19 protein-coding genes and 2 pseudogenes are annotated in these 20,899 nt (G+C 59.3%); 11 read left to right on the top strand and 10 right to left on the bottom strand.

All coding sequences use genetic code 11. The features are described from left to right. Nucleotides 1-12 precede the first annotated feature (12 nt). On the bottom strand, nt 13-612 hold the full coding sequence (locus AB2N04_RS15355) for a DUF2585 family protein (RefSeq protein ID WP_367715323.1): 600 nt from the start codon (nt 610-612) through the stop codon (nt 13-15). Nucleotides 613-896: 284 nt separating this feature from the next. Between AB2N04_RS15355 and AB2N04_RS15350 the strand changes: the two are divergent. After that, nucleotides 897-2,580, top strand: a pseudogene (locus AB2N04_RS15350) (4Fe-4S dicluster domain-containing protein). A 5-nt stretch (nt 2,581-2,585) separates the two neighbouring features. Next, on the top strand, nt 2,586-3,431 hold the full coding sequence (locus AB2N04_RS15345) for a class I SAM-dependent methyltransferase (RefSeq protein ID WP_367715322.1): 846 nt from the start codon (nt 2,586-2,588) through the stop codon (nt 3,429-3,431). Here the strand turns inward: AB2N04_RS15345 and AB2N04_RS15340 are convergent. The 4 genes from AB2N04_RS15340 to AB2N04_RS15325 form a co-directional block, all read right to left on the bottom strand. Next, nucleotides 3,428-4,447 carry an endonuclease/exonuclease/phosphatase family protein gene (locus tag AB2N04_RS15340; protein ID WP_367715321.1) on the bottom strand — a complete coding sequence of 340 codons (1,020 nt, stop codon included), beginning with the start codon at nt 4,445-4,447 and terminating at the stop codon, nt 3,428-3,430. The two genes, AB2N04_RS15345 and AB2N04_RS15340, sit on opposite strands and share 4 nt — an antisense overlap. Nucleotides 4,448-4,502: 55 nt before the next feature. Then, entirely contained in the window at nt 4,503-6,002 is a 1,500-nt protein-coding gene (locus AB2N04_RS15335; protein WP_367715320.1) for an AMP nucleosidase, read from the bottom strand. A 92-nt stretch (nt 6,003-6,094) separates the two neighbouring features. After that, entirely contained in the window at nt 6,095-6,268 is a 174-nt protein-coding gene (locus AB2N04_RS15330; RefSeq protein WP_367715318.1) for a hypothetical protein, read from the bottom strand. Between the two features lie 20 nt (nt 6,269-6,288). After that, nucleotides 6,289-6,459: a hypothetical protein gene (locus AB2N04_RS15325; protein ID WP_367715316.1), complete on the bottom strand. Its 171-nt coding sequence runs from the start codon at nt 6,457-6,459 to the stop codon at nt 6,289-6,291. 224 nt (nt 6,460-6,683) lie between these two features. On the opposite strand from AB2N04_RS15325, the gene AB2N04_RS15320 reads away from it, so the two are divergent. Beyond that, the gene (locus AB2N04_RS15320) at nt 6,684-7,388 is read left to right on the top strand and encodes a glutathione binding-like protein (RefSeq protein ID WP_367715315.1); all 705 of its coding nucleotides are present in this window, start codon (nt 6,684-6,686) and stop codon (nt 7,386-7,388) included. A 55-nt stretch (nt 7,389-7,443) separates the two neighbouring features. Here the strand turns inward: AB2N04_RS15320 and AB2N04_RS15315 are convergent, their stop codons facing one another. After that, on the bottom strand, nt 7,444-7,761 hold the full coding sequence (locus AB2N04_RS15315) for an SMR family transporter (RefSeq protein ID WP_367715314.1): 318 nt from the start codon (nt 7,759-7,761) through the stop codon (nt 7,444-7,446). After that, nucleotides 7,758-8,096: a multidrug efflux SMR transporter gene (locus AB2N04_RS15310; RefSeq protein ID WP_367715312.1), complete on the bottom strand. Its 339-nt coding sequence runs from the start codon at nt 8,094-8,096 to the stop codon at nt 7,758-7,760. The genes AB2N04_RS15315 and AB2N04_RS15310 overlap by 4 nt, the downstream gene beginning before the upstream one ends. 111 nt (nt 8,097-8,207) lie before the next feature. Here AB2N04_RS15310 and AB2N04_RS15305 point away from each other — a divergent pair, with 111 nt between their 5' ends. Both AB2N04_RS15305 and AB2N04_RS15300 read left to right on the top strand, forming a co-directional pair. Next, nucleotides 8,208-8,771, top strand: coding sequence for a LysR family transcriptional regulator (locus tag AB2N04_RS15305; protein WP_367715310.1), 564 nt, complete (start codon nt 8,208-8,210; stop codon nt 8,769-8,771). Further along, nucleotides 8,710-9,117, top strand: a complete 408-nt coding sequence (locus AB2N04_RS15300) for a hypothetical protein (protein ID WP_367715309.1) — start codon at nt 8,710-8,712, stop codon at nt 9,115-9,117. The genes AB2N04_RS15305 and AB2N04_RS15300 overlap by 62 nt, the downstream gene beginning before the upstream one ends. Before the next feature lie 91 nt (nt 9,118-9,208). On the opposite strand, the gene AB2N04_RS15295 is transcribed toward AB2N04_RS15300, so the two are convergent. Next, the gene (locus tag AB2N04_RS15295) at nt 9,209-9,553 is read right to left on the bottom strand and encodes a DUF2147 domain-containing protein (protein ID WP_367715308.1); all 345 of its coding nucleotides are present in this window, start codon (nt 9,551-9,553) and stop codon (nt 9,209-9,211) included. A 116-nt stretch (nt 9,554-9,669) separates the two neighbouring features. Further along, on the bottom strand, nt 9,670-10,569 hold the full coding sequence (locus AB2N04_RS15290; RefSeq protein WP_367715307.1) for an ABC transporter substrate-binding protein: 900 nt from the start codon (nt 10,567-10,569) through the stop codon (nt 9,670-9,672). A gap of 130 nt (nt 10,570-10,699) precedes the next feature. Between AB2N04_RS15290 and AB2N04_RS15285 the strand changes: the two are divergent. The 5 genes and pseudogenes from AB2N04_RS15285 to AB2N04_RS15265 form a co-directional block, all read left to right on the top strand. Next, a pseudogene (locus tag AB2N04_RS15285) lies at nt 10,700-11,392 on the top strand (iron chelate uptake ABC transporter family permease subunit); the annotation flags it as partial. A gap of 64 nt (nt 11,393-11,456) precedes the next feature. Beyond that, a complete protein-coding gene (locus AB2N04_RS15280) occupies nt 11,457-11,693 on the top strand; it encodes an iron chelate uptake ABC transporter family permease subunit (RefSeq protein ID WP_367715306.1) in 237 nt (78 codons plus the stop codon). After that, nucleotides 11,690-12,733, top strand: coding sequence for a FecCD family ABC transporter permease (locus tag AB2N04_RS15275; RefSeq protein WP_367715304.1), 1,044 nt, complete (start codon nt 11,690-11,692; stop codon nt 12,731-12,733). Before AB2N04_RS15280 ends, AB2N04_RS15275 begins: the two co-directional genes overlap by 4 nt. Further along, a complete protein-coding gene (locus tag AB2N04_RS15270; RefSeq protein ID WP_367715302.1) occupies nt 12,726-13,553 on the top strand; it encodes an ABC transporter ATP-binding protein in 828 nt (275 codons plus the stop codon). Before AB2N04_RS15275 ends, AB2N04_RS15270 begins: the two co-directional genes overlap by 8 nt. Nucleotides 13,554-13,839: 286 nt before the next feature. Further along, entirely contained in the window at nt 13,840-14,106 is a 267-nt protein-coding gene (locus tag AB2N04_RS15265; RefSeq protein WP_367715301.1) for a sel1 repeat family protein, read from the top strand. An 89-nt stretch (nt 14,107-14,195) separates the two neighbouring features. Here the strand turns inward: AB2N04_RS15265 and AB2N04_RS15260 are convergent, their stop codons facing one another. Further along, nucleotides 14,196-16,148, bottom strand: coding sequence for an acetyl-CoA carboxylase biotin carboxylase subunit (locus tag AB2N04_RS15260; RefSeq protein WP_367715300.1), 1,953 nt, complete (start codon nt 16,146-16,148; stop codon nt 14,196-14,198). Between the two features lie 779 nt (nt 16,149-16,927). On the opposite strand from AB2N04_RS15260, the gene AB2N04_RS15255 reads away from it, so the two are divergent. Further along, on the top strand, nt 16,928-20,731 hold the full coding sequence (locus AB2N04_RS15255; RefSeq protein ID WP_367715299.1) for a TonB-dependent receptor: 3,804 nt from the start codon (nt 16,928-16,930) through the stop codon (nt 20,729-20,731). Nucleotides 20,732-20,899 lie beyond the last annotated feature (168 nt).

The following is a 20,899-nucleotide window of genomic DNA, read 5'->3' as shown; positions in this document are numbered from 1 at the left end:
AAGCGGTCCGCCTCAGCCACCGACCTGCCAGTTGGAGATTGTCTGCGATGGATAGACAAGCTGGAGAATGTTGAGCGTGAGATTGTCGCGGATCATGACCGCCATGAAAATCTCCGTTGCGACCACCAGAAGAATGCTGAGCCAGAGGGGCGAAAAGCGCGCGACGAAGAATCCGGCGATGGTGGCAAGCGTGTCAGAGAGCGAATTGACCACGCTGTCTCCGTAATAGCCCTCGGCGAGCGCCGACTCCCGGTATCGGTTGATCACCATGGGCGTGTTCTCTGCCATCTCCCATGCAGCCTCCAGCCCCACGGCAAGCGCAAGTCGGTAGCCGAGCGGCACACGCGGCGCGAAAAGCCAGAGAAGGCCGTAGAACAGTAAACCGTGCAGGAAATGCGAATAGGTGTACCAGTCACCAATGTGCTGGGAGGTCTCGGGGCCAGACGGGTCGGAATACCAGAGTTTTACCGTTCCGCAGTCGCAGATTGTCGTCTGTCCCATAAGCTTCAGAAAAAGCGCCTGAAGGGCGAGTATGGCAAGCACACAGAAAGCGGTCACCGCAACCGGTCTTTGCCTGTAGGCCCTCAACAGCAGATTTTCCTGTGCGACCACGTTCTGTCCCCAAATCTCGAAACGGGCTGAAACTGCGTGGATTCGAGCCTAGAGGCAAACAGGAATTGCCTATGCCGGATTTCTCAATTATTTACGTTTACGTTAAAGTAATATCAGTTTGCAGCAATCAGGAATGGATTGATGCAACTTCTCTGGTTTCGACAGTCGCGCGGATGCGCTATAGCCCGGCGTTGAAACCGTTATGCGGGACTGATGGGTATCCGGTTCGTGCCGGCAGAAAACGAGAGCAGGGCACGCGAGAGAAAAAGACTGCGGAGGGTGGAATGAGCGAAGTGGAACGCGAAAGCATGGAATTCGATGTGGTCATCGTCGGTGCAGGGCCGGCGGGGCTGGCCGCGTCCATCCGGCTCAAGCAGCTGAACCCGGAGCTTTCCGTCGTCGTTCTCGAAAAGGGCGGAGAGGTCGGCGCGCACATCCTGTCTGGTGCTGTCGTCGATCCCATCGGCATCGACCGGCTTCTGCCGGAGTGGCGCGAAGATCCCGGTCATCCGTTCAAGACGCCGGTAACCGACGATCAGTTTCTCGTTCTCGGGCCGGCGGGCTCCATGCGCATCCCCAACTTCCTGATGCCGCCGCTGATGAACAATCACGGCAACTACGCCGTATCGCTCGGCAATGTCTGCCGCTGGCTCGCAGGTCATGCCGAGGGACTGGGCGTTGAAATCTATCCGGGCTTTGCCGCCGCCGAAGTGCTCTACAACGACGATGGCGCGGTCATCGGTGTCGCCACCGGCGACATGGGCGTCGAGCGCGATGGCTCGCACGGTCCCAACTATCAGCCCGGCATGGCGCTTCTGGGCAAATATGTCCTGATCGGCGAGGGCGTGCGCGGCTCGCTCGCCAAACAGCTCATTGAGAAATTCGGCCTTTCCGAGGATCGCGAGCCGCAAAAGTTCGGCATCGGCCTGAAGGAGCTTTGGGAAATCAAGCCGGAAAACCACAGGCCGGGGCCTCGTGCAACACTCCTTCGGCTGGCCGCTCGACATGAAAACCGGCGGCGGCTCCTTCCTCTACCACCTGGAAAACAATCAGGTGGCGGTCGGTTTTGTGGTTCACCTGAACTACAAGAACCCCTTCCTGTCGCCATTTCAGGAGTTCCAGCGCTTCAAGACGCATCCCGCGATCAGCAAGACCTTCGAGGGTGGCAAGCGCATTTCCTATGGCGCCCGGGCCATCACTGAAGGCGGCTACCAGTCGGTTCCAAAACTGGTTTTTCCGGGCGGTGCGCTCATCGGCTGCTCGGCCGGTTTCGTCAACGTCCCACGCATCAAGGGCTCCCACAATGCGGTGCTCTCGGGCATGCTCGCCGCCGAGCATGTCGCGGAAGCGCTGGGCAAGGGCCGCGGGAATGATACGCTGGAGGGCTATGAGGCCGCCTGGCGCGCCTCGGACATCGGCAAGGACCTGAAAAAGGTGCGCAACGTCAAGCCGCTCTGGTCGCGCTTCGGCACGCTTCTGGGGGTCGGCATTGGCGGTTTCGACATGTGGATGAACTCGCTGTTCGGCTTCTCGCTGTTGGGCACGCTGAAACATGGCAAGACCGACGCGGCCTCGCTGGAGCCGGCCGCAAGGCACAAGCCGATCGACTATCCGAAACCCGACGGTGTGCTCACCTTTGACCGTCTCTCCTCGGTGTTCCTGTCCAACACCAATCATGAGGAGGAGCAGCCCGTTCATCTCCAGGTGAAGGACATGGAGCTGCAGAAGACATCGGAATACGCGGTCTACGCCGGTCCGTCCTCGCGCTATTGTCCGGCGGGTGTCTATGAATGGGTGGATGCTGACGGCAACGCGCTCACCGATGGCAGCGACGTGGCCGATGCCCGCTTCGTCATCAACGCGCAGAACTGCGTCCACTGCAAGACCTGCGACATCAAGGACCCCAACCAGAACATCAACTGGGTGCCGCCGCAGGGTGGCGAGGGGCCCGTCTATACCGGGATGTAACTTCATTGTCCGAACCTGAAACCGCCACCACAAGCCCCGTCGACGAAGAGGCGCTGGCCGAGGCCTACAATCGCGCCCTTGCGCTCGAAAAAGCCGGCGATCTTGATGCAGCCGCTGCCGCCTATCGGGAGGTGCTCGCTCTCGATCCTGCCGACCATGGCGGTGCGGCGGTGCGGATTGCCTCGATGGGGCGGGGCGATACGCCTTCCCGGGCTCCTGAAGCCTATGTGGCGACGCTGTTCGATCAGCACGCCGGTGCATTTGAGACCATTCTGGTCGATCAACTGGGCTATGACGTGCCGGCACTGACCCGCAGGGCGTTGGATGAGGTCGCACCGGGGCCTTACCGGCGCATGCTGGATCTGGGCTGTGGAACGGGGCTTGCCGGCGAGGTGTTGCGTGACATCGCAGACCACATCACCGGCATCGACCTCTCGGAGTCCATGATCGAGGTCACCGACGAGAAAGACGTCTACGACGCGCTCTATGTGGGCGATGCGGTGGATTTTCTCCATCACGCGGATGTCGAACCCTTCGACCTGATCACCGCGACCGATGTTTTGCCTTATCTGGGCGACCTCGATGCGTTTTTCGCTGGCGCGGCGGAGCTATCCGGGGATGGGGCGGTTCTCGCCTTTTCAAGCGAGACCCTGCCGGACGAGGTGCTCGCCGGCCGTGCCTTCATGGTCGGGCCGCACCAGCGCTTCGCCCATTCGGAGGCCTATCTCGCGGAAATGCTCGCCCGGCACGGGTTTTCCGGGCTTGCCATCGCCAACATCGTGGTTCGCCATGAGATGGGAAAACCCGTTCCCGGTCATCTTGTCGTTGCGCGCAGGAAGGTGGTCGCTTAACGGCTGCGTCTTGCCAGCTTCACCTCAAGCACTTCTTCTGGTTTGTCTTCGGGCATGATGCCGAATTCGAACAGAACGGGCAGGTGATCGGATCCCACATCTTCCAGCCTTTCGACCCACAGAGGCACAATGCGGCCTTTCGTGAATAGATTGTCGATGGGCAGGCCCACGAGCCGGCGAAAACTGTCGGGCACGAGCGGCTTCATCCATGTGGGCCCTATGCCCGGAACGAGATCCATCCGTCCCGCCGCTGCCACGCGATGGGCCGTCACGCTCCATGGTGTGGCGTTCAAGTCGCCCGCCAGAATGGCCGTTCTTGCAAAACCTTCCAGAACGGGGACCACGCGACCCACCTGACGGTGCTGTTCGAAAGGCCAGGGCCAGCCCAGATGCAGGGCGCCGATTTCCACGACATCCGCACCCAGCCGCACTGTTGCAACCGCCATGGAACCGCGGTCATAGCAGGCATAGGTCTCAGGATTGGCAAACGGCCTACGCGAGAGAATGGCAACGCCGCCAATGCGGGCTGGCGGTGGACAGATCACACGATAGGGGTAGGTGGCCTCAAGGAATTTCAGCTCTTCCACCCACATGCTCGAGACCTCGTTCAGCGTGACGATGTCGGGCTTCGTGCGGCCGATCAGCGAAAACACCTGTTTGGGTGTCGCATTGTCGTATCTGAGATTGACCTGGAGCAGGCGGTAGCGCGCGGCGGGAACATTCGCCGGATCAGCTCTCGCTGCCCCGGCCGATGACTGCTGCGGCAGGAGTGTTGCACTCAATGTCGCCGCGCCGAGAACGAAACCCGCCGCGCCAATCTGCCGCCAGCCTCTCACAAACAGAAGGGGCGCTGCCAAAAGGGCAATCAGAACCGCAAGATGGATGCGGAAATGCGCCATGGAATCGAGGGCAGGATGCAACTGCCCCCAATATCCGGCCACCAGAGGAAGCGATAAAAGAACCACGCCAATGGCCAGAATGGCTGGCAGACTTGAAGCTATTGCTGGTCTCTTCATTGGCACGCACCCATTGCTCTCATTTTGCGGAGCAGCGCCTAAATATCGTTTCGGGCTATTGGAAGGCGGTCTCGAAAAAGCTCCGCAACTTGCGTGAATGAAGCCGTTCCGGTGGCATGGCTGCAAGCTTTTCCACGGCTCTCATGCCGATCTTGAGATGCTGGGAGACCTGCCTCTTGTAGAAATCGGTGGCCATGCCCGGCAGCTTCAGTTCACCATGCAGTGGCTTGTCGGAAACGCACAGTAAAGTGCCGTAGGGCACACGGAAGCGGAAGCCATTGGCGGCAATCGTCGCCGATTCCATGTCGAGCGCAATCGCGCGCGACTGTGAGAGGCGCTGCACCGGCCCGCGCTGTTCGCGCAGTTCCCAGTTGCGGTTGTCGATGGTGGCGACCGTGCCGGTGCGCATGATGCGCTTTAAATCATAGCCGGAAAGCCCGGTGATCTCGGCCACCGCTTCCTGAAGCGCCACCTGCACCTCCGCGAGCGCCGGCAGCGGCACCCAGACGGGCAGGTCGTCGTCGAGCACGTGATCCTCGCGCACATAGGCATGCGCCAGAACGTAATCGCCAAGCGCCTGCGTGTTCCTCAGGCCCGCGCAATGGCCAAGCATCAGCCAGGCATGCGGGCGCAGCACCGCCACATGGTCAGTGATCGTCTTGGCGTTGGAAGGGCCAACGCCGATGTTGACCATCGTGATGCCGGCATGGCCTTCGCGCGTCAGATGATAGGCCGGCATCTGCGGCAGACGGGCCGGCGTGCTGGCCGAAGGGCTCGTCTCCCCGGCTCTGGTGATGATGTTGCCCGGCTCCACGAAGGCGGTGTAGCCATTTCCACCTTCGGCCATCATCTCGCGGGCAAGCGCACAGAACTCGTCGATATAGAACTGGTAATTCGTGAACAGCACGAAATTCTGAAAATGCGCCGGTGCCGTCGCCGTGTAGTGCGAAAGCCGGTGAAGGGAGTAGTCGACGCGCTGCGCGGTGAAGGGCGCAAGCGGCAGGGGTTCCCCGGGCGGCGCTTCATGTGTGCCGTTGACGATGTGGTCGTCCGTGGCGTTCAGGTCCGGCACGTCGAAGAGATCACGGAGCGGTCGTTTCAGCCGGTCGGCGATGGACCCTTCCACATAGGTGTCCTGAAGGAACGCGAAATGCAGCGGGATCGGTGTTTCCGATTCGGAGACGGTGACGGGAACACCGTGATTGCGGATCACGAGGTCCAACTGGTCGGTCAGGTAATCCTCGAAAAGATCGGGCCGGGTGATCGTGGTGGCGTAAACACCGGGCGCTGCCACATGGCCATAGGCAAGCCGCGTGTCGATCTGGGCGTAGGACCCGGTGGCGAGGCTGACTTCGGGATAGAAAGCGCGAAAGCGGCGGTCGCTTTCGCCGTCCCTGGCCACCTGCGTGAAGGCCTCGCGCAGAAATGCGGTGTTGCGCTCGTAAAGCGCCTTCAGTGCTGCGACGGCCTCGCGGGCATTGGTGAAGCTTTTCCGGGCAAAAGGCTCGGGGCTGGAAATCGTCTGAATGGGCTGAGGGTAGATTCTGTGTTCCATGACCTTTTATATGGATATTCTTGGCCATCTCAAGACCCGTCATCGGGTCGACTTGTGAAACCTTCGAAGATTGAAGCTTCGATTGAGCCCACTCAGCGCGAACGCCTGAGGCTGACCATCAGCACGAGACCGGCCCCGCTCGATCCCTCATACTCGCCTTCGATGATGTTTTCGTTGCTCGCGCGTACATTCTGAACGGCGAGCAGGGGCGAGCCAACGAGCATGGCGAACACCAGACCCTTTGCCATATGCGTGATCATCTTCATAATGGTGCTCCCCGTTTTCATCACTGCGCAGCCGGCCCGCGGCAAAATGCCGAGTGCTCGGCGAGACAGGAGAACGGCCGATTGTTTTCCCATCGGTCGGAAGTACGCCCGGCCTCGGCCACGAGAATCGCAAGCCCCATGCCGAAAAGGGCAGTGATCAGGCAGACAACGGAAAAGCGGCGTATCAACATCGGTTCGTCCTCACTCTCGCGATCAATCTCGCATGAGGGCGCTGAACCCATACTGAGAGGGGTATTCATCCAGCGTTCAGCAGTGTTAACGGGCGGGTTATGAAGGGGTAACGGTTCGTTTACTGCACGGCGCATTGCAAAAGCCGCACCGGGTGCTTACGTGCCCGGATGTCGCCGCGATCCTCCCCCGACCGCGCGGTTTCAACCCTTGGAGGCAACAAAGCATGACCACCCAGACCAAGCCCATTGAGCTTTTCTACTGGCCCACGCCCAATGGCTGGAAAATCACCATCTATCTTGAAGAGACGGGGCTCCCCTATGATGTGAACTATGTGAACATCGGCAAGGGCGAGCAGTTCGAGCCCTCCTTCCTCAAGATCGCGCCCAACAACCGCATGCCGGCGATCATCGACCCTGAAGGTCCGGGTGGCGAACCCATCTCCGTGTTCGAATCAGGCGCCATCCTTCAGTATCTCGGCCGCAAGACAGGAAAATTCTATCCGTCCGACGAGCGCGCCCGCGTAGAAGTCGATCAGTGGCTGTTCTGGCAGATGGGTGGTCTCGGCCCCATGGCCGGTCAGGCGCATCATTTCCGCAAATACGCGCCAGAAAAAATTGCCTATGGCATCGATCGCTACACCAATGAGGTGAACCGTCTTTACGGTGTCATGAACAAGCGCCTGGCAGATCGGCAGTTCCTCGCCGGCGATGAATACACAATTGCTGACATGGCAAGCGTCGGTTGGGTGAAACCCTATGAACAGCAGGGGCAGGATCTCAACGATTTTCCGAACCTCAAGCGCTGGTTCGAAACCATCATGGCGCGGCCGGCGGTGGTGCGTGCTCTGGAGGTCGGTCAGGAACATCGCCGCAATCTTGCAGACGACAAGGATGCGCAGAAGGTCCTTTTCGGACAGCGCGCCAGCTGATCCCGAAAGACTTCAGACAGGGCGGGCGCCATTGGGCGCCCGCCCTCTTTTCAGCCTAGCCCAGCCGGATCAACAGGATGGCGAGGATGAGAATGCCCATCCCCAGCCAGCTCGTCAGGTTGAGGCGGTGTCCGAAAACGAGCCAGACCGCAAGTGCCGTTCCAAGGATCGAGAGCACGCCCCACACTGCATAGGCGATGAACAGGTCCATCCCGGTGACGGCAAGCGCCAGAAGCGCAAATGCACCCATGATGAGCAGGACAGCTGCCGTTCCCCAGCCCCGGCGCGCAAATCCGTTCGACTTTTCCAGAGCCAGATTGGCAAGAACGTCCAGCGCCACAGAGCCCAGAACATAACCCATATAGATGCTCATCCCTCCTCTCCCTGCCGGTAATGGCCATAATTGATGACAGCGATCCCGAGCAGCGCCACGAAGATGCCGATGCCCTGAACCGGCGAGATCGTTTCGTCGAGAAGGTAGAGAGAGGTGACCGCGATCATGATCATGCCAAGGCCTTCCCAGAAGGCGTTGGCCAGCGCAACCGGGATGCGCAGCGTGGCCCGTCCCAGAAAGAGATAGGCGATGCCGATCATCACGATCGCCGCCAGGGTTCCCTGGAGAAGCGCGCCCCCCGAAACCAGAAATTTCATGAGCGTGGTTCCGACGACTTCTGCAATGACCGCAGCGATCAGATAGAACCAGTGCAATTTCGACCTCATATTGTCAGAACAAGTTTTATGTCGCTTGATTGAAATATCCGCCCATTCTTCGTATGGAAAATCGCTGAGCGACAGGATTTTTGACGGAGAGCCTTTGGCGTGAGACTGGATTATCTGGAATATTTCGAGGCTGCGGCGCGCGCGGGGTCCATTTCCGGCGCTGCGCTTCAGCTCGGCCGCAACCGCTCAACGGTCAGCATGGCAATCGCGGCACTGGAGGATGAGCTTGGAGCAGACCTCTTCGTCAGGCGCGGCAACAGCCTCGCCCTGTCGCCGGTCGGCGAGCATATCCTCGATGACTGCGCCCGCATCATCGCGCTTTCAAACAGCATCATCGAGCGTTGTGCGCGGGGTGAGCAGAGCGCCGGACAGGAGTTGCGGATCGGCCGTGATGACGTGCTGCCGGAAAACTTCTGGCGTCACGTGATCCGGGCCATCCGAAAGGCACGGCCCCATGTGCGCCTCAGCATGCGATATGCCGAAAGCGATGTGCTTCCTGAACTGGTTCGGGAAGGGCAGCTCGATCTCGCCTATTTCATTGCTTCAGGCCGCGCCGGCCCCCGCTCCGGGGCTCTACAGTCGCGTTGTTGCACGCATCGGCATGCGACTGCTGGTGGCAAGAACCCATCCGCTTCACTCGATGAGCTATGTGGCGGACGATGATCTCGCCGTGCTGCCGCAGATCACCTATCTCGACAGCACGCAGAATGAGCGGTTTCACCTTGAGGCCATGGGAAGCGAGCGCATCGCACTCAGCAGTTTCGAGCTCGGAAAAGACGCGATCTGTGACGGTCTGGGATGGGGGTATGTGCCCGAATCGCTTCTTTCGGCAGAAGACGACGCACAGCTTGGTCAGATCAATCACGGGCTCGGTGCTGCCTGGTACCCATATTTCGTGTGCAGTCGCGAGCCGCTTGCTGTTGGTAATAGGGGCGAAGCCGCGCTTCAATCATGTGCACACGAGATCATTCTCGCACAGATGCGTAGTGCAGGTCTCATTGCAGATTGAGCGCCCTCATGCTCCCGCAGGGGGGGAGGCATGAGGGCGCTGACTGGAGCCTGCTGTCGTCAGGAGGTCGGTGATATCGCCTCGGCCCGCTTCAAAGACGCGACCATGTCTGGTTGCGGCAAATCAATCCGCCGAGAACACATCCGCCCATCTTGAGACTGTTGCCGGAAAGCGTGCCTTTGCCGGAATAGGTCTTGTCATTGGCCGGGTCGGTGATCTTGCCGGTGTACTTGCTGCCGCCGGCTGCCTGGAACGTGCCGATCTTCTTGCCGGCGTGTTTGCCGCTTTTCAACGTGATGCAATAAGACCCACCGCACGCTACAATCTGTGCCGTCGCACCGGACTCCGTCCTCCACTTGCCTTCGATGGGGTCGGCCAGGGCCATGCCTCCGGCCACAAGCAGCACTGCGCTGCTCAGAACAAGTCTGCCAATCATCACTCTTCCTCCCGATGATGTTGCAAGTTCAGCTTACGCAAACGTAAACGTAATACAACCGCTTTCTGCACCTGCATCCTCTGGGAAGTGTTTTGGGTCGGCAGGAGGGGGGCGGATTACTCGAGGCCGTAGAGGCGGGCGATATCATCCAGCATCAGCCGGGCTGCCAGTACACCGCCGGCCGTGTTCCAGATCGTGTCGTCGACCTCGTGAACATTCCCCGCCTTCACGGCCGAAAGCGTTTTCCAGAGCGGATCCTGAAGCACCTCTTCAGACAGTTTTGTCGCCTCGCCATCGCCGGGCTCATAGGTGAAATAGAAAATGCGGTCGCCATCCATGTCGGGAATGCTTTCCTTGCCCACCTTGAGCACGAAGCTATCGACATCCTGGTTCTCGGGCCGCTTGAAACCGATCTTCTCCAGAATAAAACCGGAAAAACTATCCTTCTGATAAATGCGGATGTGACCCGGCATGAAGCGGATGACGGAGACCTTTTCGTTCACCCTGTTTCCCAATGCATCCGAGAGAGACTGAACACTGGCGTCGAAGTCCGAAAGCACGTTCTCGCCCTCTTCCGCTTTGTTCACGGCCTTCGCCCACAGCTCGAAGTTTTCACGCCAGTCGCCGCGTAGCCGCTCCGAGATGACGGTGGGCGCGATTGCCGAAAGCTGTTCATAGATCGCCTCATGGCGAATCCTGGTTCCCAGAATGAGATCGGGTTCGAGGGCCGCAATCAGTTCCAGATTAACGGCGCTTTCCTTGCCCACCGGCTCCACGCCGCTCATTTTCTCAGAGATATGATGGTACCAGGGATCGCCGTTCCACGAATTGGCAGCGCCCACTGGCTTCACGCCGAGTGCCAGCAGCGCTTCGGTTCCTTCGTTGGTGAGAACAACGACGCGCTGCGGTTCATCCGGAACCGTCGCCACGCCCATGGAGTGCTCGATCTCGGCAGCGTTTGCCATGGTTGCGAAAATTGCAGTCAATGCGGCAGATAAGAGTGGAAGGAAGCGCATTTCGGTCTCCTGTTTCGGCGCGACGTTCTGTCGAAGGCTTCGTCCAAACAAATGCTGTGTAACAATGTCAAGTTTTAAGTTGACATCCCTTTCCCATTTCTGAAATGCAGCCTTGGTGAAGAAGAGATCGATGCTGCGCTTTCTACCCTATTGCCTGTTGCTCGCGCTGATTGCCTTGCTGGCGATCGTCAGTCTGCATGTCGGCATTCGTTTCACGCCGGCGACAGAAGTCTGGCGCGCCCTGACGGAAGGGGGAGAGGATCAGGCAGCGCTGATCGTCAACACGCTGCGCGTTCCCCGCACCCTGATCGCCGTCGTGGTTGGCGGCGGGTTGGGGCTTTCGGGCCTTCTGTTGCAGACGGCAAGCCGCAATCCGTTGGCCGAACCCGGGCTTCTGGGTATCAACGCCGGAGCGGGGCTCGCCGTGGTGCTGCTCGTTGTCTTCGTAGGAACCAGCTCGCTCACCCTGATTGCGGCCGCGGCCTGCCTGGGGGCGCTGTTATGCGCGCTCCTTGTCTTCTCTCTGGCCTTCTCGGCAGGGGGAATAGCGTCTCCATCCTACTTGCTGCTCGCCGGTGTCACCGTCGCCGCGTTTTTGTCCTCAGGCATCCAGATCGCCCTGGTCGCCGATGAGCGCACCATGGAGGAACTGATTTTCTGGCTTTCGGGCGGGTTTGCGGATCGGGAGTTCAGTCTTCTCTACTTGGCGGTTCCGGCCATTGTCGGGTGTGCGCTGATCAGTTTTCTGCTTCACCCCATGCTGGATGCACTGCTTACAGACGATTTAACGGCAAAAACACTGGGGGTACCGGTTCTCAGGATTCGTCTGGCAGCACTCGTCCTGGCCGCCCTTTTGGCCGGAGTGGCTGTCTCCGTTGCCGGGGCCGGTGGCGTTTATCGGCCTTGCCGCTCCGCATCTTGCGAGGCTCTTTGGTTTTCAAAGCCATCGGAACCTAGCGCCATTATCTTTTCTGACAGGGGCGGCATTGGCACTTGCCGCCGACATTGCCGCCCGGTTTGTCATTTATCCGTCTGAAGCGCCCGTTGGTGTGCTTCTGGCAGCTGTCGGTGTCCCGGTGCTCCTTTATCTGCTGCAACGCAAACGGATCGGGGGCGCTGCGTGAGAACAGCAAGCCTTATTCAATCCGCCACTCCTGCCGCGTCGCGGGCGCTGATCCTTCTGTCGTGTCTCGTGCTGGTCTGCCTGTTGGGGCTTGCCAGTGTTGCGCTGGGTAGCTCGGGCATGCCGCTCGACCGCGTGGTCCTTGCCATTCTGGGAGCAGGGGAGCGCAGCGATACGATCATCATCTGGTCATTGCGCATGCCGCGGCTCCTGATGGCCGCGTTGTGCGGTGTGACACTGGCGCTCGCCGGGTTCATCCTGCAACGCGCAACGCGCAACGAGCTGGCCTCACCCGCCGTGCTCGGCATTGTCGATGGCGCAGCGCTGGGTGTGATGGTCTTCCTTCTCATGTTCAGCAATGGCTCGAACGCTCTTGTCGTCAGCATCATGTGGCAGCCACTGGCAGCCGTGCTTGGGGCCATGCTTTTTGCAGGCGTCGTCATTCTTCTTGCCCTGCGCACCGATGCGCCACCATTGCGCACCATTCTCTACGGTGTGGCACTCGGCGCGCTGGCAAAGGCCGGCGTAACGCTGTTTCTCGTCGATGGGCCGGTGCACCGCGCCAGCCAGGCAACCATGTGGCTGGCCGGTTCCGTTTATCAGGCGCGGTGGCAGGATGTTCAGGTTCTGACTGTGGCGCTCCTCATGCTCGTGCCGATCGCCTTTCTGCTTTCGCGTCGCATGGATCAGCTTCAGCTCGATGAACTCAGTGCACAGGCAACCGGCCTGCCGGTCCGCTTCACACAGTTGATGCTGTTTGCGCTGGCTGCTTTCCTCACGGCTGCCGCCGTATCCTTTGCTGGCGCCATCGGCTTTGTCGGCCTCATCGCGCCGCATGTTGCGCGCCTCATTCTGCCCGGGCGCGCCGGCACGCAAATGCTGGCTGCGGCATTGGTGGGCGCGGCGATGGTCATGGCAGCCGATATGATGGTGCGAACTTTATTCGCCCCGCTTGAGGTGCCTGCCGGAGCGGTGACGGCAATGATCGGTGCGCCGTACTTCCTTTTCATTCTCATACGTGCGGGGCGCATTCATGCATGACGACCATCGAAATGAGATCGAGCTGCGCTCCGTTGCGCTCGGCTATCCGGGCAAGCGTGTTTTCAACGAGCTGAACCTTTCGATTCGAACCGGCAGACTGACTGCCTTCTGCGGGCCAAATGGCTGCGGCAAATCAACCGCGCTCCGCGCCATGCGGGCGCTTTTGCCGGCAGACGCCGGCTCGGTGCTGCTGCGCGACCGGCCCATTGCCGATCTTCCGGCAAGAGAGCTTGCCCGCGAAATCGCCATGCTGACGCAAAGCCCGACAGCGCCCGATGAACTGACGGTCGAGCAACTGGTCACGCTTGGTCGCTACGCGCATCGCAAGGCTTTCACCTCTGACACCGGAGCAGACCGCAAAGCGATCACGAATGCGCTGCGCGAAACAAATCTCACCGACATGGCAGACCGCGCCATCGGCACCCTGTCGGGCGGCCAGCTCCAGCGGGTCTGGATTGCCATGGTTCTGGCGCAGGCGTCTCCCGTTATCCTGCTGGATGAGCCCACCAACCATCTTGATATCGCGCACGCTCTGGAGGTGCTGGCTCTGGTGCGCCGTCTTGGCGCGCAGGAGGGAAAGACGGTGGTGGTCGTTCTCCACGACCTGAACCTCGCCGCGCGCTTTGCCGACGATATCGTCTTCTTTCGCGGAGGCGAAGTGGCCGGCTCCGGCCCGGTGGAAGAGATATTCCGCCAGGAACTGATCGAAGACGTGTTCGGTATCGAATGCATCGTGCGGCAGGAAGAGGCGTCGCAGCGGCCTTATTGCGTGCCCATAGCTGCCTGTCCGGGGCGCCGCGATCGGCTTGTTCAGGACTAGACTTTTCAGGAAATGCTTCGCCAAAGCGTTTCGCATGGTTACTGAAACCTTGCTACGGCCGTTAAAGATTTCAGCCCGCATTGCAGTCCAAAACCCACGACTGGCAGGCCTTTGCGATGCTTAACAAAAACAGGCATTTACCGAAAATTTGAACTTTGTTTTCTTCAAATTAAGCACAAGATTTAACGGCGATTTCAGCCGCACCCTGCATTCTCGAAAGCATCGAAGGGCTGGCCCGGAAGGGACAAAACAAAAGGCTCTCGGGAGAAAACAGGGATCTTGAACTATGGCACGTTACGATGTTCAGGAAGCAGGCTTCGGTACGGCTGGTTCGTCCACCCAGGCCGACGTGCTGTTTCAACTTGGAATGATGTATGCGACCGGCCGCGACTGCGATGTCGATCTGGTCGCCGCGCACAAATGGTTCAACATTGCGGCGATCAAGGGGTCTGCACGTGCAGCCGAGCTGCGTTCGGAACTGGCGGCCGGAATGTCCAAGCAACAGCTCGCAAAAGCACTGCGCGATGCCCGCGAATGGATGACGATGCACTGATGCGGTGGAGGCGGTGGGGGTGGATCGCTCAGGACCCGGTCTGAAACCGTCCGGGGCCTGAGTGCGAGGCACCATCACACGCCTGGAGCCTATTCCGCTTCCTGAAAGCGAACGAGCATCGCGCCATCGTTAACCTGCGCGCCCTCAGCTGCAATCTCGGCGACGACACCATCATGCGGTGCGGTAATGGTATGCTCCATCTTCATTGCCTCAAGCACCAGCAGGGGCTGGCCTTTCTGCACGGTCTCGTTGACCGCGGTGCGAACCAGCTTCACCAGGCCGGGCATCGGGGCGCGAAGCTGGTCGCCGCCGGCAGTGTCCTGCAGGGCCTGCAGGGGATCTGCAACAGTGAGTGTCAGAGCATCGGCCCCGTCAAACACCGTCACATGTCCAGGCCAGCGGGCCACGCGAACCGGATCATCCCGGGAAACAACGATCGGCCGCCTGTTTTCCCCCGCCAGATCAACGCAAAGGGCGCCATCACTGCGCGCTTCCAGCCTCGCTGACAGTGCGGTTTCACCGTCATGGAGCTTTCGCTCATGCCGGAGCGCGCCGAAATGGCCATAGCCGGAGATCGCGGTGAACGGGTCTGGAGCGTCCGGATCGCAAACGGCATTGCTGGTGGCAGCAAATGCAGTTGCCAAATGGCGATCGCGTAAGGCCGGTGGTGTCGTGAGTGCAGCCTGTTTGCGGCCGATCAGCCCGGTTTCCAGCCGTCCTTCCCGGAAGTCCTCATCGCGCAGAAGACGGGCCAGAAAGCCAAGATTGACCCTGGTGCCTGCAATTTCCGTATGATCAAGCGCATTTGCAAGCTCGGTGATCGCTTCGGAGCGGCCGGGAGCGTGTGTGATGAACTTGGCGATCATGGGATCGTAAAACGGAGTGATGGTGTCGCCCTGTGCGACGCCGGCATCCACCCGCAGGCGCGTGTGTGCGGACTGCTCGGGAAACGTCAGATGGTGCAGGGTCCCGGTCGCCGGCAGGAAGTCGCGTGCGGGATCCTCGGCATAGAGACGCGCTTCAACAGCATGGCCCTCCAGCCTTATCTCATCCTGTTGGCAGGGCAGGGGCTCTCCGGCCGCGACCCGCAATTGCCATTCAACCAGATCGATGCCGGTGATCATTTCCGTAACGGGGTGTTCCACCTGAAGCCGCGTGTTCATCTCCATGAACCAGAAGCGATCAGGGCGCAGCCCATCGGATGCATCGACAATGAACTCGACAGTGCCGGCGCCGCTGTAGGAAATGGCACGGGCTGCCTTGATCGCGGCTTCAGTCATGGCCTCACGGGTCTCTTCGTTCATTCCCGGCGCCGGTGCTTCTTCGATCACCTTCTGGTGGCGGCGCTGTGCCGAACAGTCGCGTTCGAACAGGTGAACGATATTGCCGTGACTGTCGCCAAAGACCTGCACCTCGATATGACGCGGCGTTTCAATATACTTTTCGACCAGAACCCGTTCATCTCCGAACGAGGCCTTGGCTTCGCGCTGGGCGGAAGCGAGCGCGTCGGGAAAATCGTCCGGTGAACTGACCAGCCGCATGCCCTTGCCGCCTCCTCCCGAACGGGCCTTGATCAGAACCGGATAACCGATCTCGTTCGCTTTGGAAGCGAGTGCAACAAGCGCCTGCGTGTCGCCATGATAGCCGGGAACGACGGGGACACCGGCTTTTTCCATGAGACGCTTCGCGGCATCCTTGAGTCCCATCGCCCGAATCGCCTTGGACGATGGGCCGACAAACACCAGGCCGGCCGACTCCACCTTCTCAACAAAGTCGGGATTTTCGGAAAGAAATCCGTATCCGGGATGGATGGCTACGGCTCCCGTTTCCAGCGCGGCGGCGATAATCCTGTCGCCGTTCAGATAGCTTTCGGCAGCGGCGGCGGGTCCGATCGACACGGCTTCGTCGGCAAGCCGTGTGTGCAGGGCCTGCCTGTCGGCATCCGAGTGGACGGCAACGGTCGATATCCCAAGTCGCCTTGCGGTCCTGATGATCCGGACAGCGATCTCACCGCGATTGGCAATCAGGATCTTGTCGAACATCTGCAACGCCCCTTTCCCAAAGAGCTGCAGCATAACGTCCCGAAGGGGATTTGTGGCGAGAAATCTGAGAAAAATCGAAGTGTGCGGACACGTCGCTGCCGATGACATCATGTTCGAGCGGTGAAACAGAATGCGGGCGCGCCTGAGGATCCGCGCAGTATGCGTGAGAAAGTGATAAAAATATTGAAAAAACAGTACGATACTGTGCGCTCGTTACCAATTTCGTCCCGTAACGATACCCCGTTGCTACTGCTTAGCTGCGCCCGTGTCCCTATTCTGATGTCGGGTTTGGCGGTTGAGGCGCAACTCATGTCAAATGAGTGCTTGCAGCGAGGCGAAGGATGACAGTCACTGAATTGGTGAATGCAACGGGGTTTGGTTATTTCAATATAAATTTGATAAATATATAATTTTATCAAGTTAAGTATTGGCGATTTCTGTTGATTTTCTCTATTTAGATATTTCGTTATACTTGCGTTTATTCGATCTCGTGGTGATGCGCGCAGTGATTTCAGGTTCGATGGTTGTTTCGGTTTGAGATCCAAAAAGACAGACATACGGATCGGTCGGATCGGTTCCGGCCTGCAGCCGTAGCGGGTGTACGCATACACCGAGTTTCGGAGCGCTTGGAGGCGTGAAGCAGAGAAATTCGTTGAATTTGTCAGCAGACAACAAATGGACATTTCATGATGAAATATTCTCGATCCCGCTTTCTGTTCGCGAGTAGTTTTTTATCGATCTCCGCCACTCTGCCGGTCGGGCCGCTATGGGCAGCAGATATGCAGGGAACGGAGCCTGTCCCCGAGCCTCCATTGTTTTCCTCCACACCGCTGCGTCAGAATGCACGCATTGTCGGTGGTGCCCCGATCCGGGAAACCGTTGGCGGACCACCGATGGTTGCACCTGGGGAAGGTGTCCCCGTCTACAAGGGCGGGGGGTTGCCTCCGCTTCTGGACATCAGCGGAGAGTGCGGCGGCGTGGCCTGCCCTGCTGCGATGCGCGGAAAAATGCTTGAAAACAGTTCCGTGGGAAAGCTTCGGGTCGGCGAAAACACCGAACGTGCGGGACCGGAGGATCGCGCCCGACTGCCTTTCGTCATTTCGGTCGATGGACAGGTGGTCGACGAGAGCGGACAGATCACCAATGAGGGGATGTTCGGCGTATCGCCAGATGCCCGTCCCGTTGACAAGCAGCGCAAAACCGACCTGGATCTCAACTCGGTTGATATCCAGGTCAAGTTCGACGGTCTTGATGCCGAGCCACTTCTCAACATATCCACCGTTCCCGTGCAGCGCATATTCCGTGCGGGCGAACCGGTTCATTTCTATGCGACATCGAACTATCCAGCCTACATTACGCGGGCCGAGGTTCGCATCTATGAAAACAATGTCGCCTGGAGCAAAAAGCCGGTCGAGATCCTGCCGATCAATGTAAACGGCGAAGCCTCATGGGTGATGCCGCCTCAGAGCGGCCGCGAATTCCGATATGTGCTCCGGGTCTATGATGCAAAAGGCCGGTTCGATGAAACCGTGCCGATGACATTCGAAAGCACTCGGGGCGAATTTCTATCCGATTCGGGATACGGCACCGCCCCGGGCAGGGCAGAGGATCGCACCGCTTTCCGCAACATTCCCGTCTATGGAGGCTCCATAACCGTTCACGGCAAGAATGTTCCGGAAGGATATGGCATCGTCGTCTTCGACGAGATGGTGCCGCTTGATCCAAAGGGCGGTTTTGTTACCCAGCGCATCCTTCCCCCGGGACAGCATGTCGTGGATGTCTCGATCGACGGCGGATCGAAAGCGGGGGGGCTTTATTTCAGCCGGGACGTCAACATTCCAACCAATGACTGGTTCTACGTCGCGCTCGCAGATTTCACGGTGGGCAAACGCACGGGCGACAGCGGAATCGAAGATGCCCGTGTCGGAGAATACGACAAGGTCTGGAACTCCGGTCGCCTGGCATTCTACTTACGGGGCAAGATCAAGGGAAAATTCCTTCTTACAGCCGCCGCCGACACCGGAGAGAATGAAATCAAGAACCTGTTCAAGGATCTTGATGCCCGCGATCCGCGAGAGCTTCTTCGGCGTATCGATCCAGACAAATACTACCCGGTCTATGGGGATGATTCCACATCGGTGGACGATGCTCCCACCAACGGAAAATTCTATGTCCGCCTGGAACGGGGCGAAAGCCATGTCATGTGGGGCAATTACAAGACAAAGATCTCCGGAACGCGGTTCCTTCAGGTCGACCGTGGCCTGTATGGCGCGGAGATGGTCATGCGTTCATCCGGGAACACCTCGAATGGACAACCCAAATTCGAGGCGACGGCATTTGCCGCAAAGCCCGAAACGCTTCCTCAGCGCGATGAATTTCTCGGAACGGGAGGCTCCGCCTACTTCCTGAAGCGGCAGCGGATCGTCGACGGATCCGAGACGCTGCATATTGAATACCGCGACAAGATTACGGGGCGGGTGGTTGAACGCAGAGCCCTGACATACGGCGAGGACTACACGATCGATTACCTGCAGGGTGTCGTGATCCTCGATTCGCCACTCTCCTCAAGCACGGTCGACAGCGGGGGTGTTCGCGATGGCGCGCATGGTGGATACAAGGCCTATATGGTGGCCCAGTATGAATACCGGGCCCGCGCCGGCGAAATGGAAAACTACGTCTATGGCGGGCGCGCCCAGACCTGGATCAAGGACCGGGTGCGGATAGGCGCGACGGGCATCAAGGACGCCACGGGGCTGTCTGATCAGACGGCTTATGGCGCGGACATCAGAATTCAACGCTCCGAGGACACCTTTGTCGACGGTGAGATTGCCTATTCAAAAGGCCCCGGCTTCGGCTTCAGCCGTTCCACGGATGGTGGCCTGACGCTCACTGATACGGACACGGCAGGCAAGGAAGGATTGTCGGCAAAAGCCTGGAGCCTGCGCGGACAGATGGCGCTCAAGGATTTCCGCTTCTTCGGCACGGCAGGCACGCTGGGCGGATATTACGAGAAGAAGGAGGCCGGGTTCTCAAGCGTCACCGAACAGGTCAATGTTGACGAGCGCAGCTGGGGTGTGGAGGCCGAGATACCTGTCACCGCCAACATGGACGTCAAAATGACCTATGACGACTTCCAGAATGCGGATGGCCGTAAGACAAGTGAGGCCGAGATCGAGGTAAGCTACGCTCTCGATGCCTACTGGAAAGCCACATTCGGCGTCGCCTACTCGAAACTTCACTCACCTTCAGCAATATCTTCCGGCAAATCGGGGTATGATGGCAGCCGCATGGATGCAGGGTTGCGTGTCGATTACCGGCAAGACGATGACAACCTGTATTACGGCTTTGTGCAGGGCACGGTGGATCGAAAAGGCAGCATTGCCAAGAACGACCGCTATGGTGTCGGGGCGGAGGTTCGGCTGAGCGAAAAGGTGGGAGCTGAAGGCGAGGTCTCTTGGGGCAGGAGCGGCATAGGCGGCCTTGCGGCGCTCACCTATGACCCCACCCCGGAAGACCACTACTATATCGGCTATCGCCTCGATCCTGACCGGGCCACCGACGGCACCCACGGTTACGACCTGCAGGGGCGTGACTACGGAGCGGTCGTAGCAGGCGTCAAGAAGCGCATGAGCGATGTGGTCTCTGCATATTCCGAAGCCGATTACGATCTGTTCGGTCGGCGCAATTCCCTGGCCCAGCGCTACGGTGTCATCTACACGCCCGATGTGGCATGGACCTTTGATGCAGGTCTCGAAGCCGGCAATGTGGAAGACGACCGCGTGAACCCGGATACAGGCAAGGAACACGCCGATTTCGAACGCTATGCAGGCTCTCTGGGGGTGGGATTCAAGGATGAGGAACTCGGCCTCAATGCCAGGGTCCGCGGCGAAGCGCGGTTCGAGCGTTCGGATGACGAGACGCGGAACAGAAACACCTATGCCCTGAGCGCCGGGGCATCCATGGATCATGACGGTTATGGCCGCGTGCTCGGAAACGTCGATGCGGTCATCTCTCAGACGCCTGAAGGCACCTATTACAATGGCGATTACATCGAGGGGTCACTGGGATATGCCTACCGTCCGGTTGATCATGACATTCTCAATGCGCTGTTCCGCTATACATATCTCTACAACCTGCCCGGAAATCAGCAGATCAGTGGCAAGACACGGTCGACAAGCGGGCCGTTGCAGCGCAGCCATATTGTTTCGGCAGACCTGACTTACGACCTGCTTCCATGGCTGTCGGTTGGCGGCAAATACGGTATGCGAATGGGTGAGACGCGCGCGCGCTCGACAGATGGAACCAAAACGTTTGGCGACTGGAAGAAATCTTCTGCCCATCTGGGAATTCTCAGGGCCGATCTCCATGTGGTCAAGAACTGGGATGCGATGCTTGAGGGGCGCGCCTTCTATCTGCCCGAAATCCAGTCGATGGATTATGGTGCGCTTGCAGCCCTCTACCGGCACGTCGGCAATAACTTCAAGGTGGGTGCCGGGTACAATTTCGGGCGCTTCTCAGACGATCTTCGCGATCTGACCCTGGATGACCGTGGAGCCTTCCTGAATGTGGTCGGCAAGTTCTGAGGCCCGAGGCGGGCGTCGCTCAAGGGGGGGAGGCGCCCGCCACCCAACGGTCTGAAAGTTCGGCGCCAGTCGTCATTTCGACATAGTCGTCCACGAAACCTCAATGCGGTTGGTCAGGCGGAGCTTCCTTTTGGAAGCTTCGCCTGTCTGCTATTCCGGTTCTCGCGA

It is taken from the genome of Nitratireductor sp. GISD-1A_MAKvit, from assembly GCF_040819555.1.
Taxonomy (GTDB): domain Bacteria; phylum Pseudomonadota; class Alphaproteobacteria; order Rhizobiales; family Rhizobiaceae; genus Nitratireductor.
The sequence above is the reverse complement of the archived record's forward strand: the minus strand, read 5'-3'. Positions and strand labels throughout refer to the sequence as shown.